This is a genomic window from Streptomyces sp. NBC_00385, from assembly GCF_035917155.1.
GTDB classification, from domain to species: domain Bacteria; phylum Actinomycetota; class Actinomycetes; order Streptomycetales; family Streptomycetaceae; genus Streptomyces; species Streptomyces poriferorum.
On the sequence record NZ_CP107951.1, the window covers coordinates 4336425 to 4359727 of the forward strand.

The following is a 23303-nucleotide window of genomic DNA, read 5'->3' on the forward strand; positions in this document are numbered from 1 at the left end:
TTCAGCTGCCATGTTCCCGTGCCTCCCCGTCCTGGACGACCTGCCCCCATCCCAGGCTGTGGAGAACCGTTTGTCCACAGGCTGACGGTGCCTGTAGCCAAAATGCGCTCGCGACCGAACAATCGGTAGGTGAGGCACACCACATGGCACCACATGCGCGCCTCGCACAGCTTTGGTTAATTCGACACATATCAACACCCCTCGGCATCGGGCACCCCCGATGCCGCCAGATGTCGCTCGATACCCCTCGACGCCAGGAGGTGCTTGTCATGACGGTCCAAGAGCTGCCCGGCGCGGCCGCCTACCGGCCCACGCCGCCCCCGGCCTGGAAGCCGCTCACCGATCCCGCGCCCCTGCTCCCGGACCCCGAGCCGTACCGCGTGCTCGGTACGGACGCCGCGGCCGAGGCAGACCCCCAGCTGCTGCTGCGGCTCTATGCGGAGCTCGTGCGCGGCCGGCGGTACAACGCACAGGCGACCGCCCTCACCAAGCAGGGACGGCTCGCCGTCTATCCGTCGAGCACCGGGCAGGAGGCCTGCGAGATCGCGGCCGCCCTGGTGCTGGAGGAGCGGGACTGGCTCTTCCCCAGCTACCGCGACACGCTCGCGGCCGTGGCCCGGGGACTGGACCCGGTCGAGGCCCTGACCCTGCTGCGCGGTGACCGGCACACCGGCTACGACCCGCGTGAGCACCGCATCGCGCCCCTGTGCACCCCGCTCGCCACCCAGCTGCCGCACGCCGTGGGCCTGGCCCACGCGGCGCGGCTCAAGGGGGACGACGTGGTGGCGCTCGCCATGGTCGGTGACGGCGGCACCAGCGAGGGCGATTTCCACGAGGCGCTGAACTTCGCGGCCGTCTGGCGGGCCCCGGTCGTCTTCCTCGTGCAGAACAACGGCTTCGCCATTTCCGTGCCCCTGGCCAAGCAGACCGCGGCACCGTCCCTGGCCCACAAGGCCGTGGGGTACGGGATGCCCGGCCGGCTGGTCGACGGCAACGACGCGGCCGCCATGCACCAGGTGCTCTCCGAGGCCGTGGCGAGGGCCAGGAGCGGCGGTGGTCCGACGCTGGTGGAGGCCGTCACCTACCGCATGGACGCCCACACGAACGCGGACGATGCCACGCGCTACCGGGGGAACAGCGAGGTCGAGGCCTGGCGGGCCCACGATCCGGTCCAGCTCCTGGAGCGCGAGCTGACCGGACGCGGGCTGCTCGGCGACGACGGCATCGAGGAGGCGCGCGCGGCCGCGGAGCGGATGGCGGCGCAGCTGAGGGAGCGGATGAACGCGGACCCGGTGCTCGACCCGATGGACCTCTTCGCCCATGTGTACGCGGAGCAGACGACACAGCTGCGCGAGCAGGCGGCCCGCCTGCGGGTCGAGCTGGACGCGGAGCACGACGAGCACGGCACGGACGACAGGGGTGCGGGGCGATGACCACGGCAGCGGCCACGGCCGGGGAGCGGACGGCGAAGGCCAAACCCGCGACCATGGCGCAGGCACTCGGTCGCGCGCTGCGCGACTCGATGGCCGAGGATCCCTCCGTACACGTCCTCGGTGAGGACGTGGGCACGCTCGGCGGGGTCTTCAGGATCACCGACGGCCTGGCGAAGGAGTTCGGCGACGAGCGGTGCACGGACACCCCGCTGGCCGAGGCCGGCATCCTCGGCGCGGCCGTCGGCATGGCGATGTACGGGCTCCGGCCCGTGGTCGAGATGCAGTTCGACGCCTTCGCGTATCCGGCGTTCGAGCAGCTCATCAGCCATGTCGCCAAGATGCGGAACCGGACCGGGGGCGCGATGCCGCTGCCGATCACGGTCCGGGTCCCCTACGGCGGCGGCATCGGCGGCGTCGAGCACCACAGCGACTCCTCGGAGGCGTACTACATGGCGACCCCGGGCCTCCATGTCGTCACCCCCGCCACGGTCGAGGACGCGTACGGGCTGCTGCGGGCCTCGATCGCGTCCGACGACCCTGTGGTCTTCCTGGAGCCCAAGCGGCTCTACTGGTCGAAGGCGGACTGGTCGCCGCAGGCGCCGGCCGCCGTCGAACCCATCGGGCGGGCGGTCGTACGCCGCCCCGGGCGCAGCGCGACGCTGATCACGTACGGGCCGTCGTTGCCGGTCTGCATGGAGGCGGCGCAGGCCGCTGTCGAGGAGGGCTGGGACCTCGAAGTCGTCGACCTGCGGTCGCTGGTGCCGTTCGATGACGAGACCGTCGCCGCATCCGTGCGGCGCACCGGTCGCGCGGTCGTCGTCCACGAGTCCACCGGCTTCGGCGGCCCGGGCGGCGAGATCGCAGCCCGGATCACCGAGCGCTGTTTCCACCACCTGGAGGCACCGGTGCTGCGCGTCGCCGGTTTCGACATCCCGTACCCGCCGCCGATGCAGGAGCGCCACCATCTGCCGGGTGTGGACCGGGTGCTCGACGCGGTCGCACGACTGCAGTGGGAGGCGGACAACTGATGCCTCAGGTACTCGAATTCAAGCTTCCGGATCTCGGCGAGGGACTGACCGAGGCACTGATCGTGCGCTGGCTGGTGGAGGTCGGCGAAGTCGTCGCCATCGACCAGCCGGTCGTCGAGGTCGAGACGGCCAAGGCGATGGTGGAGGTGCCCTGCCCGTACGGGGGCGTGGTCACCGCGCGGTTCGGCGAGGAAGGAACGGAACTTCCCGTCGGCGCACCGCTGCTGACGGTCGCGGTCGGCACCGTGGAACCGTCGGGGTCGGAGACGCTGACCGGTGCGGGCTCAGGTGCGGGCTCAGGTGCGGGATCCGGTGCGGGATCCGGTGCGGGCTCAGATGCGACGGTCGCCGGCTCGGAGCCGTCCGGGTCGGGGAATGTGCTGGTGGGATACGGGACGGGGGCGCCGCCGGTGCGGCGCCGGCGGGTCCGGCCGGAGGGCCTTTCGGCGCCTGCCGCGTCCACCCCCACGACCGCCGCCGGGCTACCGGCCGAGGCCGCGGTCTCCGCCGGGGGGGCCGACGACGTACGGGGGCCGGTCCCCGTCGTCTCCCCGCTGGTGCGCAAGCTCGCGCGGCAGCACGACCTCGATCTGCGGCAGCTCGCGGGATCCGGACCCGACGGGCTGATCCTGCGCGCCGATGTCGAGTCCGCCATCCGGTCGGTGGCGTCGGCTCCCGTCGCCGCTCCGGCCGTGACTCCGGGAACGAGGCCCGCGGGGACGGCCGGAGCTTCGGCACGTCCTGCCGGCGAGCGGATTCCGTTGCGCGGTGTGCGGGGTGCCGTCGCCGACAAGCTGGCCCGCAGCCGGCGCGAGATCCCCGATGCCACGTGCTGGGTGGACGCCGATGCCACCGAACTGATGGCGGCCAGGGCGGCGATGAACGGTGCCGGTGGTCCGGGTGCCGGTCCCAAGGTGTCGGTCCTGGCCCTGCTCGCCCGTATCTGCACGGCGGCCCTGGCCCGGTACCCCGAGCTCAACTCCACGGTGGACATGGAGGCGCGCGAGATCGTGCGGCTGCCGGAGGTCCACCTCGGGTTCGCGGCGCAGACCGAGCGCGGACTGGTCGTCCCGGTCGTCCGGGACGCGCAGACGCGCAACGCGGAGTCGATCGGGGCGGAGATCGCCCGGCTGACCGAGGCGGCGAGGGCGGGGACGCTGAAGCCGGCCGAGCTGACGGGCGGCACGTTCACGCTCAACAACTACGGGGTGTTCGGCGTCGACGGATCGACGCCGATCATCAATCACCCGGAGGCGGCGATGCTCGGCGTCGGCCGGATCGTCCCCAAGCCGTGGGTGCACGAGGGCGAACTGGCCGTGCGACGGGTCGTCCAGCTGTCCCTGACCTTCGACCACCGGGTCTGCGACGGCGGTGCGGCGGGCGGGTTCCTGCGCTACGTGGCCGACTGTGTGGAACAGCCGGCGGTGCTGCTGCGGACGTTGTAGGCCGTCGGAACGCGGATCGCGCTGATCCACCGGAACGTGGACCGGCAGGACCCGCCGGGCGGTGGGCACGCATACTCGGGGCATGACCGCGTATGACGCCATCGTTCTCGCCGGAGGAGCCGCCAAGAGGCTCGGCGGTGCCGACAAGCCCGGCGTCCGGGTCGGCGGCCGTGCGCTGCTCGACCGGGTGCTCGGCGCCTGTGCCGGAGCCGAAGCCACCGTGGTGGTGGGAGGACGACGGCCCACCGCACGTGCCGTGACCTGGACGCGCGAAGAGCCTCAGGGCGGCGGCCCGTTGGCCGCGCTCGGTGCGGGGGTGCGGCACACGGCGGCGGAGCGCGTACTCGTGCTCTCCGCCGATCTGCCGTTCCTGGGTTCGGACACGGTCGCCGCGTTGCTGGAAGCGGTGGGTCAGGAGGACGTCGAGGGCGCTGTGTGCACCGACAGGGACGGCCGGGACCAGCCGCTGGTCGCCGTCTACCGCGCGGAGCCGCTGCGTCGCGAACTGGCGCTCATCGCCACCGAGCACGGCAGCCTGGCCGGCCTGCCCCTGCGGTTGCTCACCCATGAACTGACGCTCTCCAGGGTGATGGCGGACCCGCTCGCCTCGTTCGACTGCGACACCTGGGAGGACATCGCTTCGGCCAGGGCCCGGATCAGGGAGCATGGGACCGTGCTGGACGAATGGATCACCGCAGTCAAGAACGAACTGGGCATCGAACTCGACGTCGACACCGACGTCCTGCTCGACCTCGCCCGCGATGCCGCCCACGGTGTCGCCCGCCCCGCCGCGCCGCTGACCACCTTCCTGGTCGGATACGCGGCGGCGAAGGCGAGCGGTGACGGTGGCGGCCCGGAGGCAGTGGCCGAGGCCGCGCGGAAGGCGGCCGCGCTCGCCGTCCGGTGGGCGGACGAGGCCGAGACGCCATGACAGGCCACAGCGGCAACGCCGAAGGGGTCAGCGCTGCCGAGGCCGATGAGGAGAGGGCCGTCGCGCAGGCCCTGGCGCTGGTCAACCGGCAGGCGCCTCCTTGGGCCGGCACAGGGAGAGCGCCCGGACCCGGACCCGGATTTCGGGCATCAGGCCCGCCCGAGGACCGTCCCGAGGACCCCATCACCTCGACCAACCCCACCCCGGACGCCCCGACTGCCCCGAACGCCCCGAACGCCCCGAACGCCCCGAACACCTCAACCCACCGCGCCGGCCCGGACTCCCCCGCGCCCCAGGAGCGGCCGCATGTCCGTGCGACCCCGTGGTGCGAGGCCCGCGCTGCCGCGACCAGGGCCGGACTCGCCGTTCCGCCCCGTACCGTGCGGCTCCCTCTCGACCAGGCACTCGGCCAGGTGCTCTCCGAGCCGTTGGCCGCGCTCACCGATCTACCGTCGTTCGACACCTCTGCCATGGACGGCTGGGCCGTCGCCGGGCCCGGACCCTGGACCATCCGGGACGACGAGGGGATCCTCGCCGGCCATGGCACACCCGCGCCTCTCCCCGACGGCGACGCCATCCGCATCGCCACGGGTGCCCGCATCCCGGCGGACGTCACCGCGGTCATCCGCAGCGAACACGCCCACGCCGACGGGGCCAAGGGGCTGCTGTACGCACAGCGGCAGGTCAATCCCGGCCAGGACATCAGGCCGCGCGGACAGGAGTGCCGCTCCGGAGACCAACTCCTCCCCGCCGGAACGCTGGTGACGCCCGCTGTCCTGGGCCTGGCCGCAGCCGCCGGATACGACGAGCTGCCGACCCGGTCCCGGCCGCGTGTCGACGTACTCGTCCTGGGCGATGAACTCCTCACCGCCGGGCTGCCGCACGACGGGCTGATCCGTGACGCTCTCGGCCCGATGATCGGCCCCTGGCTGCGCGCTCTGGGGGCCGAGGTCTCCGCCCCGCGCCGCCTCGGCGACGACGCGGAAGCCCTGCGGCAGGCGCTCACGGGCTCCGAGGCCGACCTGATCGTCACCACCGGCGGCACCGCCGCCGGACCCGTCGACCATGTGCACCCCGTGCTGGCCCGGATCGATGCCGAACTGCTCGTCGACGGGGTCGCCGTCCGCCCCGGTCACCCCATGCTGCTGGCCCGGCTCGGCGCCGCGGGGCCGTATCTCGTCGGCCTGCCCGGCAACCCCCTGGCCGCGGTGTCCGGACTGCTCACCCTGGCCGAACCGCTGCTCAGAGGGCTGGCCGGCCGCACCGTCGAGGCGCCCTACCGGGTGTCGGTGCGCGACGACGTGCACGGCCATCCGCACGACACCCGTCTGGTCCCCGTGGTCCACCGCGCCGCCGGCGCCCCCGGGCCCGCCTCCGCGACTCGTCGCGGCAGCACGGGAACCGATGGGGCGACGGATCACGTCGTACCTCTGCATTACAACGGTCCTGCCATGCTGCGCGGCGTCGCTGCCGCGGACGGGCTGGCTGTTGTGGGGCCGGGCGGGGTACGGTCCGGCACCGAGGTGGAGATCCTCGATCTACCGTGGGCCCCGGCGACGCCGTGGACTGAAGGGTGTTTCACGTGAAACTTCCCGGCCATGACGCGATGGCCAGGCGCGCCGACGAACAGGTCGTCCCCACCCGGGTGATGCTCCCGCGCCGGGTCGTCGACGGACCGGCCCGTCAGGTTGCCAAGCGGCTGATGATGGCTCTGGCGGTGCTTGCCGCCACGGTGCTGATCGTGTGGGTCGACCGGGGCGGCTACCACGACGCAGCCGATGGCAAGGTCGACCTCCTGGACGCGGTGTACTACGCGACGGTCACCCTCTCCACCACCGGATACGGCGACATCACCCCGTACAGCGACAGCGCCCGGCTCATGAATGTGCTGCTCGTGACGCCGCTGCGGGTGCTCTTCCTCATCATCCTGGTCGGCACCACCCTTGAAGTCCTCACGGAACGGACCCGCGAGGACTTCCGGCTGAAGCGTTGGAGAACCAACTTGCGTGACCACACCGTCGTCGTCGGCTTCGGTACGAAGGGCCGTTCGGCCATCCAGACCCTCTGCGCCACCGGGCTGCGGAAGGACCAGATCGTCATCGTGGACCCGGCGTCCAAGGTGATAGAGATCGCCAACGCCGAGGGCTTCACCGGAGTGCTCGGGGATGCGACGCGCAGCGATGTGCTGTTGCGCGCGGAGCTGCAGAAGGCGCGTCAGGTCATCATCGCCACCCAGCGCGACGACACGGCGGTCCTGGTCGCGTTGACCGCGCGTCAGCTCAACCGTGGCGCGAAGATCGTGGCCGCGGTGCGTGAGGAGGAGAACGCCCCGCTGCTGCGGCAGTCCGGTGCCGATGCCGTGATCACCAGCGCCAGTGCGGCGGGCCGGCTGCTCGGCCTGTCCGTGCTCAGTCCCAGCGCGGGCATGGTGATGGAGGACCTGATCCAACAGGGCAGTGGACTCGATCTCGTCGAGCGGCCGGTGATAAAGGCCGAGGTGGGCAAGAGCGTCCGGGAGACCGAGGACCTCGTGGTCAACGTCCTGCGCGGCCACCGGCTTCTGGGGTACGACGATCCGGCGGCGAGCCCCCTGCAGCTGACGGACCGGCTGATCACCATCGTGCGTGCCTCCAACGAACCACCCCTGAACCACCCGCCGCAGACGGCCCCGCGCGCTTGACCTGACCTGACCTGACCTGACCTGACCTGAGCTGACCTGACCTGAGCTGACCTGACCTGAGCTGAGCTGACCTGACCTGAGCTGAGCGGCCGCAAGCGAGTCGGGGTGAATCGGAGCGGATCGGAGAGGACCGCCACCCCGGCGACCCGCCCCGCGCCACCGTGCGTCGTGGCCGTCCACTGTCCACGGAGTAGCCTCGCGGCCATGCATGCGATCACGATCCCTGAACCCGGTGGCCCCGAGGCGCTCGTGTGGGCCGAGGTGCCCGATCCCGTACCCGGCGAGGGCGAGGTCCTCGTCGACGTCGTGTCCAGCGCGGTCAACCGGGCCGATGTGCTCCAGAGGCAGGGCTTCTACAACCCGCCGGCCGGGGCGTCCCCGTACCCGGGCCTGGAGTGTGCGGGCCGTATCTCGGCCCTCGGCCCCGGCGTCGTCGGCTGGTCGGTCGGCGACGAGGTCTGCGCGCTCCTCGCGGGCGGCGGCTATGCGGAGAAGGTCGCCGTCCCCGTGGGCCAGCTGCTCCCCGTACCGGAAGGACTGGACCTCACCCTGGCCGCGGCGCTGCCCGAAGTGACGGCCACCGTCTGGTCCAACGTGTTCATGGTGGCCCATCTGCGTCCTGCCGAGACGCTGTTGATCCACGGCGGGTCCAGCGGCATCGGCACGATGGCGATTCAGCTGGCCAAGGCGGTCGGCGCGCGGGTCGCCGTGACCGCAGGTGGCCCGGAGAAGCTGGCGCGCTGTGCCGAGCTCGGTGCCGACATCCTGATCGACTACCGGGAGCAGGACTTCGTCGACGAGCTCCGCAAGGCGACGGACGGGGGCGGCGCGGACGTCATCCTCGACATCGTCGGCGCGAAGTACCTGGACCGGAACGTGCGGGCACTGGCCGTCAACGGGCGGCTCGCGATCATCGGTCTCCAGGGCGGGGCCAAGGGCGAGCTGAACCTCGGCGCCCTGCTGACCAAGCGGGCCGCCGTCACGGCGACGTCGCTGCGCGGGCGCCCGCTTGCCGAGAAGGCCGCGATCGTCGCCGCCGTACGCGAGCACGTCTGGCCGCTGATCGCTGACGGTGTCGTCCGGCCGGTCGTGGACCGCACGCTGCCGATGCGGGATGCAGCGGAGGCCCACCGGGTGATGGAGTCCAGCACCCACGTCGGCAAGGTGCTCCTCCAGGCGCCCGAGAAGGCCTGAACAGGCTCGCGACGGCCTGGACAGGTCCGCGACGGCCTGGACAGGTCCGCGACGGCCTGGACAGGTCCGCGACGGCCTGGACAGGTCCGCGACGGCCTGGACAGAAGAGACCCGGCTGAGCGCAGGAACGTCGAAGGGCCCGGCACACGAACCTCGTGTGCCGGGCCCTTCTCGCGGGATCGGTGGGTCGATGGGCGTACCGGACCGGCCCGGAACTACAGGTACGGGCCGGAGCGGAGCGCCCCGTGCGGGTCCGCGCCGCCGTCCTCGTCCTCGTGACCGCTGCCGGGAGGCAGTGCGCGGCGCATCTGCTCCAACTGCGCCCGGGCCGCCATCTGCTGGGCGAACAGTGCCGTCTGGATGCCGTGGAAGAGGCCTTCCAGCCAGCCGACCAACTGGGCCTGCGCGATCCGGAGTTCTGCCTCGGAGGGAATCGACTCCTCGGTGAACGGCAGCGAGAGCCGCTCCAGCTCCTCCACCAGCTCCGGCGCGAGGCCGTCCTCCAGCTCCTTGACCGAGCTGGCGTGGATCTCCTTCAGGCGCACCCGGCTCGCCTCGTCGAGGGGAGCCGCCCTGACCTCCTCCAGGAGTTGCTTGATCATGCTGCCGATGCGCATGACCTTCGCGGGCTGTTCGACCATTTCCGTCACCGGGACCTCACGCGACTCGTCGTCAGTGCCACCGCCGCCGATCGCCATTCCGTCCTGTCCCACTACGAGGACTTGGGGGTGCTCCTGCGACCGTTCATTCCTCGGCATCTCCATGCTGCCCATTGTCTCGCACACACGCCGTCCACCATGGTGGTGCCCCCGGAAACGGATGATCCACCGTTTCCGGGGGCACCGGATGTGCGTCGAAGCCGCCGGTCAGGCCGCCGACACGGCCTCGTCCCCGGTCACCCGGCGCGCCGGGCCAGCGTCAGCCGCGAGCGGGTGAACACCGCAGCCAGCACTCCGGCCAGCAGCGGAACGAGCACGGCCAGCACCCCGATGGTCGCCCAGGGCAGCACGATCGGTGTGAACGCGGACTCCATGGGCTCCTCCCGCATCGCGTCCATCGAGTTGCGCAGATCGACCAGGCGCAGCGCCACCGCGGGCACCAGGCCCGCCGCGGTGCCGAGCAGCACCCCTGTGAGGGCCACCACCACGCACTGGAATCCCGAGAGGGTCCGGCGTACCCGTGGGGGCGCGCCGACCGCACTCAGCGTGGTGAGGTCGGCCTCGGCGTCGGCCTTGGCGAGGCCGGTCGTGATGGCCGCCGCACCCAGGGTGACCACACCGGCGAACAGGGTGAGGATCAGCAGAACGGTGCTCATCCGGTCGCTGGGGCCGTGTTCGGTCTGGAGCCACAGCCCGCCGCCGGTCTGGTCGATGGCGGCCGAGACGCGCTGTTCCTCGGCGTCCGACGGCGGGTGCGGGACGGCGTACACACTGCCGCTCGGCTGGGTGTGCAGGCCGAGCCGCTCGGCGGCCCGCTGGGGCAGGATCATGCGGATGCCCGGGGTGGCGGCGTACTCCGCGTCCGCGACGTACACCTTCACCCGGTCCGTGGACCTGCGGGCCGGCCCCGGGTGCAGCTTGCGGTTCTTCTCGTCCTTGGCGTTGTACGTGTGGACGGCCTTGAGCGTGACCTCACCGTCCTTCGCGTACGCCTGGTTCAGCAGGACGGGAGTGCCGGCCGTCAGCGCCGCGGCGGCCGCGGGGTCGTCGAGCTTCACATACGTGCGGAGCAGGTCGGGGCCCGCCACGACGATGTTGTTCGCCTCCGAGCTGAAACTGCCCGAGGAGATGTACTCGTCCACGCAGGCGGGGGAGCGCATCATCCGCCGGTGTTCCTCCGGGGAGAGCCGCGCGGCGAGCTCCTTGGCGCCCTTGGTGTTGAGCGGGCACGTGTGCCCCTTGCCGGTGGGCTTGACCAGCTCCATGCTGCCGCAGCTGTCCTCGTCCTCGTAGTAGACGTTGCAGTCGCTGCCCGCCCAGACCCGGGAGAAGTCGGCGTGACCGCCGGTCACCGCCATGTTCTGTTCGACGGACGCACGGGCCAGCGGGAGCCGCTCGGCCGTCTTGGCGTCGGTGGACGACAGGACCATCGTGCCCCGGGACAGCATGGGCGTGTAGTCCTGGTCGGACTCGGCCAGGCTGCTGGACATGTACGTCGCGATGGCCACCGAGCCCGCGACGGCCGCCATCACGGCGGCGACCGCCGGAGCGGTGCGGCCGCGGTTGCGGGCCGCATCGCGCAGCGCCATCCGCGGCGAGAGCGGCAGCCTGCGGCCCAGCCGGCCCAGCAGGCCGACGATCACCGGGATACACGCGAGCAGCCCGATCTCGGCGACGACCGAGCCGCCGGCGACCAGCGTGGACTCGCCGCCGGTACCACCGAGGACGGCGACCGCGATGCCGAGGGCCAGCACACAGGCGCCCACGGTGGGCAGCACCCGGGAGCTGCGGCGCACACCGCGACGGCCGGTGAGCGATTCCAGTACGGACTGCCGGGCGGCCACGATCGCCGGGGCCAGGGCCGCGAGGAGTCCCGTGAGGAGGCCTAGCGCGGCGATGACAAGGAGCTCCGCCGGCTTCAGGAGCAGCGAGCCGAAGCGCTGCCCGGCCCACTCCTCGATCAGCGGCCGGAACACCATCGTGAGCAGCAGCCCGGCCGCGACGCCCGTCACCGCCCCGATGGCGCCCAGCACGAGCCCGCCGGAGAGCACGACGGCGCGTACATGGCGCCGGTCGCCGCCGCAGGTGCCGACGAGGCCGAGCTGACGGCGCGAGCGGCGGGCACCGACGGCGAAGGCCGGTCCGGCGAGCAGGACGATCTCCAGGAGCGCCATGGCGACCACGGTGACGGCGGCCGCGCTCGCCTCGGCGGAGTCGTTCGCGTCGTAGTGGTTCACCGACTGCGCCATCGGGATCTCGGAGTCCGGCGGCGGGTCCAGGACCACCTGGCGGGACAGGACCAGGGCGCCGGTCCTGTTGGCCGAGAGCACGTCGTCCCAGCCGATGCCTGCCGCGCCGGACCCCTTGACCAGCCACTCGGTCGAGCCCGTGTTCGGCGGCAGCACCTTCTTGTCGCGGTCGGACGCGTCTCGCCACGGGGCGATGACGGCGCCCGGGTCGGCGTACAACTGCTGCGCCTTCAGATCGGCGGGCTGCTCGACCACGCCGGTGATGGTGTAGGTCCGGCCGACGCTGTTCACGGTGGTGCGGGAGCCGATGTGCAGCCCGGACGAGTCCAGGAACGGTTTCGTGGCCGCCATCTCACCGGTGCCGCGCGGGAACTCGCCCTCGACCAGGTCGACCTTGCCGCGGGCCATCGCGTCCGAGGTGCGGAACTCCACGATCTCGGTGTTGGTGAGTCCGTACGCGGTCGTGACGCTCGCGGGTACGGACTGGATGCTGATCGCCTGCGCCCCCTCGGGGAACGCGGTGCGCATGTCGACCGGCGGGACCTCGCCCTGCGGCGGTTCGTCACCGGCCATGTCGTACGCGTTGGCGTCGGGCATCTGCTGCAGCGGCCCCATGCCCGGGTCGCTGAACAGAGCGTCGGCCGAACCCATCCGGGCCGTCAGCTGCTCGGCCCGGGTGGAGTCGATACTGCGGTACGTGACGTCCGCGGCCGTCACCCCGAGGACCGGCAGCGCGATCATCGCGACCACCAGGGCGCTGCGGCCCTTGGCCCGCATGGCGTCGCGGCGGGCTATCCGGAGGGCGGCGCGCCACCCCGTGAAGGGGCTCACTCGGTGCTCCCGGCTGCCAGCAGCGAGTCGGCGCCCGCGGTCAGCGTCTGGTCGACGATCGAGCCGTCCCGCAGGAAGACCACCCGGTCCGCCCAGGCGGCGTACCGCGGTTCGTGCGTCACCATCACCCCGGCGGCGCCCTGGTCGCAGCGGTTGCGGAGCAGCGCGAGGACGGCCTCGCCGGTCTCGGAGTCGAGTGCCCCGGTCGGTTCGTCGGCCAGCACCAGGCGCCGGTCGCCCACCAGAGCGCGGGCGATGGCGACACGCTGCTGCTGGCCGCCGGACATCTCGTCCGGGAAGCGGTCGGCGACGTCGAGGAGGTTCATCTCCTCCAGGGCGGCGCGGGCCTCCTTGCGCGCCTTGCGGACCGAGACCCCGTCGAGTTCGCGCGGCAGGGCGATGTTCTCGGCGGCGGTGAGGGCGGGGATCAGGTTGTAGTCCTGGAAGACGTAGCCGACGCTGCGGCGGCGCAGCGCGGCGATGCCCTTGCGGCCGAGCGTGGCGATGTCCTGGCCCTCGATGATGATCTGGCCGCCGGTCGCGGTGTCGAGCCCGCCGGCGAGGGTCAGCAGGGTGGACTTGCCCGAGCCCGAGGGGCCCATGACGGCGACGAGCTCACCGGGATGCACCGCCAGGTTGACGCCGCGCAGGGCGTGCACCTCGGCGATGCCGGTGCCGTGGGTACGGGTGAGGTCGCGGAGTTCGAGCACCGGAGCATCCACCGGCAGGGGCGGAGCGGCCGGGGACGGGACGTGCGGGGACATGACGGTGGGTTCCCCCTCGGAACAGGTCTGTGGTCGGGTCCCGGCGGCAGGCCGGGGCCGTGGCCCGCGTGTGGGGCGCAGGCCGTGGTCGAGCGGTGTGGGCGCCGGCTCAGCGGCGGGCGCGGGGCCGGGAGGTGGTACGGGCGGCGGCACGCGAGGGCGTGCCCGTCGCGGGCTCGGTGGCGGCGGCCTCGGCGAGACGGACCAGCCGGGACTCGCAGTGGTCCAGCCAGCGGGCCTCGGCCTCGGCCTGGAAGATCAGCTGCTCCAGTACGAGCAGCCAGGCGACCTCGTCACGGTTGGCGGGGACGTCGGTGAGCGCCTGGGCCTTGAGGCGGGTGTAGTCCTGCATCGCCTTCACGGTGTGGTGGCGCTGGGCCTGGATGACGGCCCGGATGTCGACTCCGGGGGCGCCGACGGCCATGGCGAGCTTGATGGCGAGCTCGTCACGGGGCGGGCTGCTGCGGTCGACCGGGGTCTCGAACCAGGCGCGCAGTTCGGTGCGTCCGTCGTCGCTGATCGAGTAGAGGGCGTGCCCCTGGTCGTCCTCGCCGTCCTGGACGACGAGGCCGTCGCGCTCCAGTCTGCTCAGCGTCGTGTACACCTGCCCGACGTTGAGCGGCCAGGTGGAGCCGGTGCGCGACTCGAATTCGGTGCGGAGCTGGGAGCCGTACCGAGGCCCCCGTTCCAGGAGGGCCAGGAGCCCATGACGGATCGACATACTGAGTATGTATACCGAGTATGTTGACGAATGCAAGTCACCGCGGCCCGCTGTCGCAGGGTCAGGGGCAGGGGCAGGGGCCCTTTCGGGCGCCGCTCAGCCGGAGCGGCGCATACGGAAGGCGAGGAAGCCGAGACCCAGCCCGACCAGGGCGATTCCCGCGCCGAGCGACACCTGCTGGACCTGCTCGACGGCCGGCCCCTCAAGGGCCTGCCGCGACATCCGGCCGGCTCCGGGCGACGTGCTCGCGTCCGGGGTGACGACCGGTACGGCGGCTTGCTCCGTCGCCTCGGCCTCCTCCTCGGCCGCGTCGAGCGCGTCGGCCCGGGCGAGCTCCGTGGGCGTCATCGTCCTCCCGGGCCTCGGCCGCCCCTGCCCGGCGGGCCACCCGGCCAACGGTGACTGGGCGTCGTCGGGGCGCGGCGATCCGGGGCTCGGCGAGGGCGGTGCGGAGGAGGCGGACGAGGACGCGGAACGCGTGGGCGAGGCGGACCGCGGTGGTGCGGGATGCGCCGAGTGCGCCGGGCGCGCGGGCACCGCGGAGGGGTGGCGGGATGCGCCGGGGTGCGAAGCGGACGGAGACGCCGACGACGGACCGGAGGGCGCAATCGACGGCGCAACCGACGGCGGAACGGACGACTGACGGCCCGACGGCGAGGCCGGCAGGCGGGACGAAGGCGCGGACGGTGAACCGGACGTGAGCGGCACCCAGGAGGCCGCGGTCACGGCCGCGCCCACCGTCGGCCCGTGCGCCGCCGCCCTCTGCACCGGGGCACGCCGGTCGGCCGCCTGCGCCTCCCCGGCCGACATGGCCCCCAGTGCCGCTGCTGCCGTCAGTGCCAGGCAGGCCACGCACCTTGAGGGCCGCGAGGCATGGTGTCCTGAAGCCATGAGATCAGCGTCACATGTGACGGTATGTCCGGCATCTCAGGTCATGCGGACGGATGGCGCAAGGACGGCAAGGAGGGTGGCGGAGGAGGCAGCGCAAGGACGGCAAAGAGCGCGGCGAGGGCCTTCGCGGCGGTGCCCTACGCCGGGTCGCCCGTCGCGATGCGCAGCTCGAAGTGCGCGCCCGTCTCGGACACAGCGGCCCCGGGGGTGGGGAACTGGTCGATGATCTGGTCCTCCGCGTACGCGTTGCCCGGCACCTTGATCTGCTTGATCGTCCAGCCGGCCGCGTCCGCGCACGCACGCGCCGAGAGGATGTCCTTGTAGAGGAAGCTCGGCGCCTGGACCTTGTTCGGGTCGTCGATGTCCTCCGGTGCGTCCGTGCACTTCTCGGTGTCCATCGTCCGGTTCCGCTCCGGATCCTTGTGCTCACCGCTCGGGGACTCGCTCGACGTGGCCTCGGTGCCGCCCTTGCCCGACTCGTCGTCCTTGTTCAGCGCGAGCGCCGTGATCAGGCCGCCGATCGCGATCAGTGCGACCACGATCGAGCCCACGATCACCGGCATGTTCCGCTTGGAGCCGCCGCCCGAGGACGACGTGGTGTGCGTCTGAGGCGAGACCGTGTACGGCGGCGGGGTCTGCTGCTGCATCGGCGACATCGCCGCCGGCGTCTGATAGGCGGGCGCCGACTGCGGGTAGCCGTAACTCGCCGCCGGGGCGGGCGCCGGGGTCGGTGCGCCGTAGGGGCCGGGCTGCTGCTGCGACTGGTACGGGCCCGGCTGGTACGGCGTCTGCACGTTCTGCGGCGCGGGGGTGGACTGGTCGACCGGCGGGAAGACCGCCGAGCCGACACCCGAGCCGCTGTTCGCCGGTGCGCCCGCACCGCTGACGATCACGGGGGCGCCGGTCTGGCCGCCCGCGCTCAGCACGCGTGCGATCTCGTCCTGCATCGCGGCGGCGCTCGGGAAGCGCTCGTTCGGATTCTTCTTCAGGGCGCGGGCGACGAGGGCGTCCATCGCCGGGGTGATCGACCGGTTGATCGTGGACGGGGCGACCGGCTCCTCCTGCACATGCGCGTACGCGATGGCGAGCGGGGAGTCCGCGTCGAACGGGATGCGGCCGGTCAGCAGCTGGAACAGCATGATGCCGACCGAGTACAGGTCGGAGCGGGCGTCCACGCCACGACCCAGGGCCTGTTCGGGAGAGAGGTACTGCGGGGTGCCGACGACCATGCCGGTCTGCGTCATCGACGTGACGCCCGACTGCATGGCGCGGGCGATGCCGAAGTCCATGACCTTCACGACACCGCGCTTGGTCACCATCACGTTGCCGGGCTTGATGTCGCGGTGCACTAGCCCCATTTCGTGGCTGGTGTCCAGCGCGGCCAGCACGTCGGCCGTCACCTTGAGGGCCTTGTCGGCAGGCATCGCACCGTAGTTGCGGATGTCCGCCTGGAGGACGGAGCCGAGCGGCTGCCCCTCGACGTACTCCATGACGATGTACGGCATCAGCGCGCCGCCGAGCTCGTCCTCGCCGGTGTCGAAGACGGAGACGATGTTGGTGTGCTGCAGCTTGGCGACCGCCTGCGCCTCGCGCCGGAACCGCTCGCGGAAGGACTGCTCGCGGCCGAGCTCCGTGTGGAGCGTCTTGATCGCTACCTGCCGGTCGAGGGCGGAGTCGTACGCCAGATATACGGAGGCCATCCCGCCTTCGCCCAGCAGGTCACGCAGCTGGTAGCGGCCGCCGGCGACCGAACCGCCCGCGTAGCGACCCTGGGCACCGTGTGCGCCGTCCTGGCTCATGACTTGCTTCCCCCTAGGGCGCGCGACCGCGCGAAGATCCGTATTACTGGCCAAGTCTGCCCGAGGGGTACGACACGTCAAGCCAGGTGCCCGTTCCGTGACCCTACGCACTGGAAGCGTCTCGGAAGCGTTACAGGAACCGCATCGAATTTGCGCACGGGGCGCGCCAGCCGGTTGGATGGCCCGTCCCTCTCGAAAACGGTGTGTCCGGCCAAGGCTGTAGCGTGACGTCGCAATGCAGTCGGCAACGCGGCCGGCGACGCAGCAAGGCACCGTGAGACCCGCGGACGCGCGGACAGAAACGACGGCGAGGACTGATGGCACCCGAACCCGAAGCAAACGGCGGCGGAGTTCCGGATGGCACCGACTCCTGGGGCGTCGGTGGTGTCGTCGGCGACGGACGCTACCGGCTGACCGGCCGCCTCGGCCGGGGCGGTATGGCCGAGGTCTTCGCGGCCGAGGACGTCCGGCTGGGACGTACCGTCGCGGTGAAACTGCTGCGCTCCGATCTTGCCGAGGACCCGGTCTCCAAGGCCCGGTTCACGCGCGAGGCGCAGTCGGTCGCCGGTCTCAACCACCATGCGGTCGTGGCGGTGTACGACTCCGGCGAGGACACCGTGGCCGGCCAGACCGTGCCGTACATCGTCATGGAGCTGGTCGAGGGCCGCACCATCCGTGACCTGCTCCTCAACGCCGAAGCCCCGCCTCCCGAGCAGGCGTTGATCATCGTCTCCGGGGTGCTGGAGGCGCTCGCCTACTCGCACCAGCACGGCATCGTGCACCGGGACATCAAGCCCGCCAACGTGATCATCACGCACTCCGGTGCGGTCAAGGTGATGGACTTCGGCATCGCCCGTGCGCTGCACGGCGCGCAGTCCACGATGACCCAGACCGGCATGGTCATGGGTACGCCGCAGTACCTCTCCCCCGAGCAGGCGCTGGGCAAGGCCGTCGACCACCGCTCCGACCTGTACGCCACCGGCTGTCTGCTGTACGAACTCCTCGCGCTGCGGCCCCCGTTCACCGGCGAGACGCCGCTGTCGGTGGTGTACCAGCACGTTCAGGACATCCCGGTTCCGCCGTCGGAGATCTCGAACGGGACGGTGCCGCCCGAGCTCGACGGGCTCGTCATGCGTTCGCTGGCGAAGGACCCGGACGACCGCTTCCAGAGCGCCGAGGAGATGCGCGGGCTGGTCCAGTACAGCCTGCAGATGCTCCAGGTGCAGGGCGGTCACACCGGTACGTGGAACACCGGCCCGGTCGTGCTGAACGACGGCCCCGGCACTCCCCCCCGGGGTATGACCGGGTCCACCCGTGCGATGGGTCAGGGCGGGTACCACGGGGACACGTCGCAGGGCCCGATCCTGCCGCCGATGAACCCGGACGACGGGGGCTACGACGGCGGCAGCACCCGGCAGGGCGGTGGCGGCCGCGGCAAGCTGTGGCTGTTCGTCGTGCTCGCCCTGATCGCCATCGGTGTGGGTGTCGCCTTCGCGGTCAACGCGGCCAACGACAACGGCAAGAAGCCGAAGGCGCCCGTCACCTCGACGTCCAGTTCGCCCTCCCCGACGGAGACATCGGCTTCGCCGACCGAGGAGGAGACGACGCAGGACACCGAGCAGCCGGGCAACTCCACGGGTGACCAGCAGGATCAGCCCACCTACCGCCCGTCGTACACCCCGTCGTACACCCCGAGCGAGACGGCCGATCCGACGCCTACGGACACGGCACCGACCGAGACGGCCACGTCGGGCACGAGCGAGGGCAACACGGACGAGGGCACGGACGCGGGCACCGACGCCGGTACGGACGCCGGTACGGACGCGGGTACGGACGCGGGCACCAGCACGGGCACGGACGCCGGCACGGGCACGGACGCCGGAACCACCACCGGTGCCGCAGCCGGAGCCGCCGCGGGCGCCGGTGGTGGCACCACCCCGTAACGCTCACTCCGTGAACGCGTCGCGCACCGCCTCGTACTCACGGGTCCACCAGACCGCCAGGGCCGACACCGCAGGGAACTGCGGGTCGGCCCTGCTGTCGTTCAGGCAGTAGCGCCAGTGCAGTATCCAGAAGTCGTTGAGCCGCTCCCACCACACCCGGTGCACCGCCGCGGCCAGCTCGTCCGCCCCGGCTCCCGCCGCCCGCCGGTAGGCGCGTGCGTACGCCCGCACCTTCCCCAGCTCCAGCTCCCCGGCCGGCTGCACGAAGAAGATCGCCGCGGCCCGTACCGCCTCCTCCGCGCGCGGCTGCACCCCGAGCCGGTCCCAGTCGAGGATCGCGACCGGTTCGGCGCCCCGGTAGAGCACGTTCAGCGGGTGGAAGTCGCCGTGGACCCAGCCGGTCGCCGGACCGTCCGGGGTGGGCGGCCGGCGTTCCGCGTGCTGTTCCAGCAGGGTGCGCCGCTCCAGGAGCCGGTGCTCGGCCAGCTCGTCGAAGGCGTCCCGGGGCCGCCGGCCGCGCGCCGCGGCCAGCAGCTCGTCGATCACGGCGAAGGTGTCGGCGGGATCGGGGCTCGCATGGCCGGACCGAGCCCCGGCCCCCGTGCCCGCGCCCATCACCTGTTCAAGACCTGTGTGTACGGCTCCGAGCAGCGCCCCGAGACGCAGCGACTGGGCGAGGGTGAGCTGGGCGCCCGCCCGGTGCAGCCCGTCGACCCAGGGATGCAGGGCGTAGCAGCGGCCGCCGATCTCGGTGACGGTGTCGCCTTCGCTGTCCACGACGGGCGGCGCGACGGGCACTCCGAGCGACTGGAGCCGCTGGGTGGCCCGGTGCTGGCGGACGATCGTGGCGCGGTCGCCGGTGGAGTCGTCCAGGTGGTGCTTCAGGAAGTACGAGCCGCGCGTCGTCGACACCCGGTAGCCGTGGTTGAGCAGGCCCTGGTCAAGGGGCTCGCAGGTGAGCGGATCACCGGCGTCCGGATAGCGGCGCAGCACCTCGCCGACCGGAGGAACAGGCGGGAAGGTTACAGATGAGCGCGGCACTCGACAGATGTTAGATCACGCTGCGTTGACGGATTCGCGGAGTTGCGTGGAAGTCCAGAGTGTGCACAGTGACGAAGTGCGGGTCGAGCCGGAGGTAGGCCGGGGCGAAGGGCTCCCCGTTGACCTCGGCGGGTGCGGGGCCGAAGAGCTCGCGCTGGGCGCAGGTCGGCTCGACGATCTGTGCGGGCCCGGTGAACTGCACGGACCACAGGTCGCGGCTGCCCGCCGAGGTGGCGGCGTTGTAGTTGTCCGCCCCATAGGCCACGACCGCGCCGTCGCAGGCGTCGTGGTAGCCCAGACCGCCGTGCATGCGCAGCACGACGCGGCCGTCGGTGACGATGTGCCGGGCCACCGTCAGGATCGGGAGGGCTCGCATACTCGTCGCCAGCCGGCCGTAAGGGACGCGGCCGAGCAGCTGGATCGCGTGGAGTTCCTCGGAGGACATGACCTCCACTGTCCGTCACCTGTGTGGACGGAATAAGAGGCCGGGGCCCTGGTTGGGCCGGGACCAAAGTCCCGACCCGGGGCCCGGGGCCGTATCGCTCAGCGCCTCTCGGCCTGGAGTCGCGCCACGTACGCGGCGGCCTGCGAGCGTCGTTCCATGCCCAGCTTGGACAGCAGGCTGGAGACGTAGTTCTTGATCGTCTTCTCGGCGAGGTGGAGTCGCTCGCCGATCACCCGGTTCGTCAGACCTTCCCCGATGAGATCCAGGATCTTGCGTTCCTGGTCGGTGAGAGCGGCGAGTTTGTCGTCGCCGCGGCCCTTCTTGCCGTCGCGCAGCCGTTCCAGCACCCGCGCCGTGGCCACCGGGTCGAGCAGCGATTTCCCGGCCGCCACGTCCCGTACCGCGCTCAGCAGTTCGTTGCCGCGGATCGCCTTGAGCACGTATCCGGCTGCGCCCGCCATGATCGCGTCGAAAAGCGCCTCGTCGTCGGCGTACGAGGTCAGCATCAGGCAATTGATGGACTCGTCCTGGGAGCGGATCTCGCGGCAGACCTCCACACCGCTGCCGTCCGGCAGCCGTACGTCGAGGACGGCCACATCGGGGCGGGTCGCGGGGATCCGCACCAGCGCGTCCGCCGCCGTACCGGCCTCGCCGACCACTTCGATGTCGTCCTCGGACGAGAGCAGCTCATGGACTCCGCGGCGGACCACTTCATGGTCATCCAGCAGAAAAACAGTGATTTTTCCTTCTTTGCGCACAAACGCAGTCTCACACACTCCCCTCTTCCCTGCCGCTGTCCGGCGGGATAACGTGCCGTTGTTCCGGCGGCCTGCAAGGCTGTTACCAGTGCTGTGACCAGCGAGAGTTCCCGAATTCCTCGATTTACTTGGATATCCAAGCAAAATCGCAGGTCAGGAAGGGTTTCGCAGTTATGCGACCCACTGGGTAACGTGCATTGGACAGGGCGCTCGCCGGGGCACCTGTCACGCCTGTTCCCGGACCGAGGCACCCACCCCGTGCACGGGTACGGACACAGGCGAGCCGCACTGGTCACCCGGCAGACCCCGGGGGCCGGACCGACGGAGGAGCACGCACGTGACCGTGGAGAGCACTGCTGCCGCGCGTAAACCGCGACGCAGCAGCAAGCGGACCAGCGCCGCGAAGACGCCCGCGAAGACGCCACAGAGTTCCGGACCCGAACTCGTACAGCTGCTGACGCCCGAGGGCGAGCGCATCGAGCACCCGGACTACTCGATCGACCTGACCGCGGACGAGCTGCGCGGTCTGTACCGGGACATGGTCCTGACCCGCCGCTTCGACGCCGAGGCCACCGCGCTGCAGCGCCAGGGCGAGCTGGGCCTGTGGGCCTCGCTGCTGGGCCAGGAGGCCGCGCAGATCGGCTCCGGCCGGGCACTGCGCGACGACGACTACGTCTTCCCGACCTACCGCGAGCACGGCGTCGCCTGGTGCCGGGGCGTCGACCCGACCAACCTGCTCGGGATGTTCCGCGGTGTGAACCACGGCGGCTGGGACCCGAACACCAACAACTTCCACCTGTACACGATCGTCATCGGCTCGCAGACCCTGCACGCCACCGGCTACGCCATGGGCGTGGCCAAGGACAGCGCGGACTCGGCCGTGATCGCGTACTTCGGCGACGGCGCCTCCAGCCAGGGCGATGTCGCCGAGGCGTTCACCTTCTCCGCGGTCTACAACGCGCCCGTCGTGTTCTTCTGCCAGAACAACCAGTGGGCGATCTCCGAGCCCACCGAGAAGCAGACCCGGGTCCCGCTCTACCAGCGCGCCCAGGGCTTCGGCTTCCCCGGCGTCCGGGTCGACGGCAACGACGTGCTGGCCTGCCTCGCCGTCACCCGATCCGCCCTGGAGCGCGCCCGCCGCGGTGAGGGTCCCACCCTCGTCGAGGCGTTCACCTACCGCATGGGCGCGCACACCACCTCCGACGACCCGACGAAGTACCGGGCCGACGAGGAGCGCGCCTCCTGGGAGGCCAAGGACCCGATCCTGCGCCTGCGCACCTACCTGGAGAACGAGGGCGTCGCCGACGAGGCGTTCTTCACCGCCCTCGACGAGGAGAGCGAGACCCTCGGCAAGCGGGTACGCGAAGCCGTACGGTCCATGCCGCAACCGGACCGGATGGCGATCTTCGAGCACGCCTACGCCGACGGGAGCGCCCTCGTCGACGAGGAGCGCGCCCAGTTCGCCGCCTACCAGGCATCGTTCGCCGAGGAGGGCAAGTAGCCATGGCCATGGAAAAGATGTCCATCGCGAAGGCGCTCAACGAGTCGCTGCGCAAGGCCCTCGACACCGACCCCAAGGTCCTCATCATGGGTGAGGACGTCGGCAAGCTGGGCGGGGTCTTCCGGATCACGGACGGGCTCCAGAAGGACTTCGGCGAGGACCGGGTGATCGACACCCCGCTCGCCGAGTCCGGCATCGTCGGTACGGCGATCGGCCTGGCCCTGCGCGGCTACCGGCCGATCGTGGAGATCCAGTTCGACGGCTTCGTCTTCCCCGCGTACGACCAGATCGTCACGCAGCTCGCGAAGATGCACGCCCGCTCACTCGGCAAGATCAAGCTGCCGGTCGTCGTGCGGATTCCGTACGGCGGCGGCATCGGCGCCGTGGAGCACCACAGCGAGTCGCCCGAGGCGCTGTTCGCGCACGTCGCGGGCCTGAAGGTCGTCTCGCCCTCCAACGCGGCCGACGCGTACTGGATGATGCAGCAGGCCGTCCAGAGCGACGACCCGGTCATCTTCTTCGAGCCGAAGCGCCGCTACTGGGACAAGGGCGAACTCGACACCGAGTCCATCCCGGGCCAGCTGCACCGTGCGTCCGTCGCCCGCACCGGCACGGACCTCACGCTCGTCGCGTACGGCCCGATGGTGAAGGTCTGCCTGGAGGCCGCCGCGGCCGCCCAGGAGGAGGGCAAGTCGATCGAGGTCGTGGACCTGCGCTCGATGTCCCCGATCGACTTCGACGCCATCCAGGCCTCGGTCGAGAAGACCCGCCGGCTGGTCGTGGTCCACGAGGCTCCGGTGTTCTACGGTTCCGGTGCGGAGATCGCCGCTCGCATCACGGAGCGGTGCTTCTACCACCTGGAGGCACCCGTGCTGAGGGTCGGCGGCTACCACGTCCCCTACCCGCCCGCGCGGCTGGAGGACGAGTACCTGCCGGGTCTCGACCGTGTGCTCGACGCCGTCGACCGCTCGCTGGCGTACTGAGGACGGG

Annotated in this window: 20 protein-coding genes; 11 read left to right on the top strand and 9 right to left on the bottom strand. The window is 71.5% G+C overall.

The window, feature by feature from the left end; translation table 11 throughout:
* The first annotated feature begins 269 nt into the window (after positions 1–269).
* The 7 genes from pdhA (OG959_RS19325) (at position 270) to OG959_RS19355 (ending at position 8711) form a co-directional block, all read left to right on the top strand.
* Positions 270–1433 (top strand): pyruvate dehydrogenase (acetyl-transferring) E1 component subunit alpha, encoded by a 1164-nt coding sequence (gene pdhA / locus OG959_RS19325; RefSeq protein WP_326660076.1) that lies wholly within the window; start codon positions 270–272, stop codon positions 1431–1433.
* The gene (locus tag OG959_RS19330) at positions 1430–2461 is read left to right on the top strand and encodes an alpha-ketoacid dehydrogenase subunit beta (protein WP_219573728.1); all 1032 of its coding nucleotides are present in this window, start codon (positions 1430–1432) and stop codon (positions 2459–2461) included. The genes pdhA (OG959_RS19325) and OG959_RS19330 overlap by 4 nt, the downstream gene beginning before the upstream one ends.
* Positions 2461–3906, top strand: a complete 1446-nt coding sequence (locus OG959_RS19335; RefSeq protein ID WP_326660079.1) for a dihydrolipoamide acetyltransferase family protein — start codon at positions 2461–2463, stop codon at positions 3904–3906. The genes OG959_RS19330 and OG959_RS19335 overlap by 1 nt, the downstream gene beginning before the upstream one ends.
* Positions 3907–3988: 82 nt before the next feature.
* Positions 3989–4837 carry an NTP transferase domain-containing protein gene (locus OG959_RS19340; protein WP_326660081.1) on the top strand — a complete coding sequence of 283 codons (849 nt, stop codon included), beginning with the start codon at positions 3989–3991 and terminating at the stop codon, positions 4835–4837.
* Positions 4834–6423 carry a molybdopterin molybdotransferase MoeA gene (locus OG959_RS19345; protein WP_326660083.1) on the top strand — a complete coding sequence of 530 codons (1590 nt, stop codon included), beginning with the start codon at positions 4834–4836 and terminating at the stop codon, positions 6421–6423. The genes OG959_RS19340 and OG959_RS19345 overlap by 4 nt, the downstream gene beginning before the upstream one ends.
* 20 nt (positions 6424–6443) lie before the next feature.
* Positions 6444–7517, top strand: a complete 1074-nt coding sequence (locus tag OG959_RS19350) for a potassium channel family protein (protein ID WP_326666477.1) — start codon at positions 6444–6446, stop codon at positions 7515–7517.
* Positions 7518–7721: 204 nt separating this feature from the next.
* The gene (locus tag OG959_RS19355) at positions 7722–8711 is read left to right on the top strand and encodes an NAD(P)H-quinone oxidoreductase (RefSeq protein WP_326660085.1); all 990 of its coding nucleotides are present in this window, start codon (positions 7722–7724) and stop codon (positions 8709–8711) included.
* 215 nt (positions 8712–8926) lie between these two features.
* Here the strand turns inward: OG959_RS19355 and OG959_RS19360 are convergent, their stop codons facing one another.
* The 5 genes from OG959_RS19360 to OG959_RS19380 form a co-directional block, all read right to left on the bottom strand.
* Positions 8927–9475 (bottom strand): bacterial proteasome activator family protein, encoded by a 549-nt coding sequence (locus OG959_RS19360; protein ID WP_326660088.1) that lies wholly within the window; start codon positions 9473–9475, stop codon positions 8927–8929.
* Positions 9476–9606: 131 nt separating this feature from the next.
* Positions 9607–12450 carry an FtsX-like permease family protein gene (locus OG959_RS19365; RefSeq protein WP_326660090.1) on the bottom strand — a complete coding sequence of 948 codons (2844 nt, stop codon included), beginning with the start codon at positions 12448–12450 and terminating at the stop codon, positions 9607–9609.
* Positions 12447–13214 carry an ABC transporter ATP-binding protein gene (locus tag OG959_RS19370; RefSeq protein WP_326660092.1) on the bottom strand — a complete coding sequence of 256 codons (768 nt, stop codon included), beginning with the start codon at positions 13212–13214 and terminating at the stop codon, positions 12447–12449. Before OG959_RS19370 ends, OG959_RS19365 begins: the two co-directional genes overlap by 4 nt.
* A gap of 109 nt (positions 13215–13323) precedes the next feature.
* Positions 13324–13935: a PadR family transcriptional regulator gene (locus OG959_RS19375; RefSeq protein ID WP_326660095.1), complete on the bottom strand. Its 612-nt coding sequence runs from the start codon at positions 13933–13935 to the stop codon at positions 13324–13326.
* A gap of 96 nt (positions 13936–14031) precedes the next feature.
* Positions 14032–14283, bottom strand: coding sequence for a hypothetical protein (locus OG959_RS19380; protein WP_326660097.1), 252 nt, complete (start codon positions 14281–14283; stop codon positions 14032–14034).
* On the opposite strand from OG959_RS19380, the gene OG959_RS19385 reads away from it, so the two are divergent.
* On the top strand, positions 14273–14578 hold the full coding sequence (locus OG959_RS19385) for a hypothetical protein (RefSeq protein ID WP_326660099.1): 306 nt from the start codon (positions 14273–14275) through the stop codon (positions 14576–14578). The genes OG959_RS19380 and OG959_RS19385 overlap by 11 nt on opposite strands.
* 385 nt (positions 14579–14963) lie before the next feature.
* Here OG959_RS19385 and OG959_RS19390 read toward each other — a convergent pair whose 3' ends face one another.
* Positions 14964–16625 carry a protein kinase domain-containing protein gene (locus OG959_RS19390; RefSeq protein WP_326660101.1) on the bottom strand — a complete coding sequence of 554 codons (1662 nt, stop codon included), beginning with the start codon at positions 16623–16625 and terminating at the stop codon, positions 14964–14966.
* A gap of 317 nt (positions 16626–16942) precedes the next feature.
* Here OG959_RS19390 and OG959_RS19395 point away from each other — a divergent pair, with 317 nt between their 5' ends.
* Entirely contained in the window at positions 16943–18568 is a 1626-nt protein-coding gene (locus tag OG959_RS19395; protein WP_326660103.1) for a protein kinase domain-containing protein, read from the top strand.
* Between the two features lie 3 nt (positions 18569–18571).
* Here the strand turns inward: OG959_RS19395 and OG959_RS19400 are convergent, their stop codons facing one another.
* The 3 genes from OG959_RS19400 to OG959_RS19410 all read right to left on the bottom strand — a co-directional run bounded on the left by OG959_RS19400 (position 18572) and on the right by OG959_RS19410 (position 20812).
* Positions 18572–19561, bottom strand: a complete 990-nt coding sequence (locus tag OG959_RS19400) for a phosphotransferase enzyme family protein (RefSeq protein WP_326666479.1) — start codon at positions 19559–19561, stop codon at positions 18572–18574.
* Positions 19562–19619: 58 nt separating this feature from the next.
* Positions 19620–20054: a pyridoxamine 5'-phosphate oxidase family protein gene (locus OG959_RS19405; RefSeq protein ID WP_326660105.1), complete on the bottom strand. Its 435-nt coding sequence runs from the start codon at positions 20052–20054 to the stop codon at positions 19620–19622.
* A gap of 98 nt (positions 20055–20152) precedes the next feature.
* The gene (locus tag OG959_RS19410) at positions 20153–20812 is read right to left on the bottom strand and encodes a response regulator transcription factor (RefSeq protein WP_326660107.1); all 660 of its coding nucleotides are present in this window, start codon (positions 20810–20812) and stop codon (positions 20153–20155) included.
* A gap of 337 nt (positions 20813–21149) precedes the next feature.
* Between OG959_RS19410 and pdhA (OG959_RS19415) the strand changes: the two genes are divergently transcribed.
* Together pdhA (OG959_RS19415) and OG959_RS19420 are read left to right on the top strand one after the other, a co-directional pair.
* Positions 21150–22313: a pyruvate dehydrogenase (acetyl-transferring) E1 component subunit alpha gene (gene pdhA / locus OG959_RS19415; RefSeq protein WP_326660109.1), complete on the top strand. Its 1164-nt coding sequence runs from the start codon at positions 21150–21152 to the stop codon at positions 22311–22313.
* A 2-nt stretch (positions 22314–22315) separates the two neighbouring features.
* On the top strand, positions 22316–23296 hold the full coding sequence (locus OG959_RS19420) for an alpha-ketoacid dehydrogenase subunit beta (protein WP_326660111.1): 981 nt from the start codon (positions 22316–22318) through the stop codon (positions 23294–23296).
* Positions 23297–23303: the final 7 nt, after the last annotated feature.

What these genes read in the sequence shown, in the direction of transcription:
- pdhA (WP_326660076.1), top strand. Translation starts at nt 270, where the DNA reads ATGACGGTCCAAGAGCTGCCCGGCGCGGCCGCCTACCGGCCCACGCCG.
- OG959_RS19330 (WP_219573728.1), top strand. Translation starts at nt 1,430, where the DNA reads ATGACCACGGCAGCGGCCACGGCCGGGGAGCGGACGGCGAAGGCCAAA.
- OG959_RS19335 (WP_326660079.1), top strand. Translation starts at nt 2,461, where the DNA reads ATGCCTCAGGTACTCGAATTCAAGCTTCCGGATCTCGGCGAGGGACTG.
- OG959_RS19340 (WP_326660081.1), top strand. Translation starts at nt 3,989, where the DNA reads ATGACCGCGTATGACGCCATCGTTCTCGCCGGAGGAGCCGCCAAGAGG.
- OG959_RS19345 (WP_326660083.1), top strand. Translation starts at nt 4,834, where the DNA reads ATGACAGGCCACAGCGGCAACGCCGAAGGGGTCAGCGCTGCCGAGGCC.
- OG959_RS19350 (WP_326666477.1), top strand. Translation starts at nt 6,444, where the DNA reads ATGGCCAGGCGCGCCGACGAACAGGTCGTCCCCACCCGGGTGATGCTC.
- OG959_RS19355 (WP_326660085.1), top strand. Translation starts at nt 7,722, where the DNA reads ATGCATGCGATCACGATCCCTGAACCCGGTGGCCCCGAGGCGCTCGTG.
- OG959_RS19360 (WP_326660088.1), bottom strand. Translation starts at nt 9,475, where the DNA reads ATGGAGATGCCGAGGAATGAACGGTCGCAGGAGCACCCCCAAGTCCTC.
- OG959_RS19370 (WP_326660092.1), bottom strand. Translation starts at nt 13,214, where the DNA reads ATGTCCCCGCACGTCCCGTCCCCGGCCGCTCCGCCCCTGCCGGTGGAT.
- OG959_RS19375 (WP_326660095.1), bottom strand. Translation starts at nt 13,935, where the DNA reads ATGTCGATCCGTCATGGGCTCCTGGCCCTCCTGGAACGGGGGCCTCGG.
- OG959_RS19380 (WP_326660097.1), bottom strand. Translation starts at nt 14,283, where the DNA reads ATGACGCCCACGGAGCTCGCCCGGGCCGACGCGCTCGACGCGGCCGAG.
- OG959_RS19390 (WP_326660101.1), bottom strand. Translation starts at nt 16,625, where the DNA reads ATGAGCCAGGACGGCGCACACGGTGCCCAGGGTCGCTACGCGGGCGGT.
- OG959_RS19395 (WP_326660103.1), top strand. Translation starts at nt 16,943, where the DNA reads ATGGCACCCGAACCCGAAGCAAACGGCGGCGGAGTTCCGGATGGCACC.
- OG959_RS19405 (WP_326660105.1), bottom strand. Translation starts at nt 20,054, where the DNA reads ATGTCCTCCGAGGAACTCCACGCGATCCAGCTGCTCGGCCGCGTCCCT.
- OG959_RS19420 (WP_326660111.1), top strand. Translation starts at nt 22,316, where the DNA reads ATGGCCATGGAAAAGATGTCCATCGCGAAGGCGCTCAACGAGTCGCTG.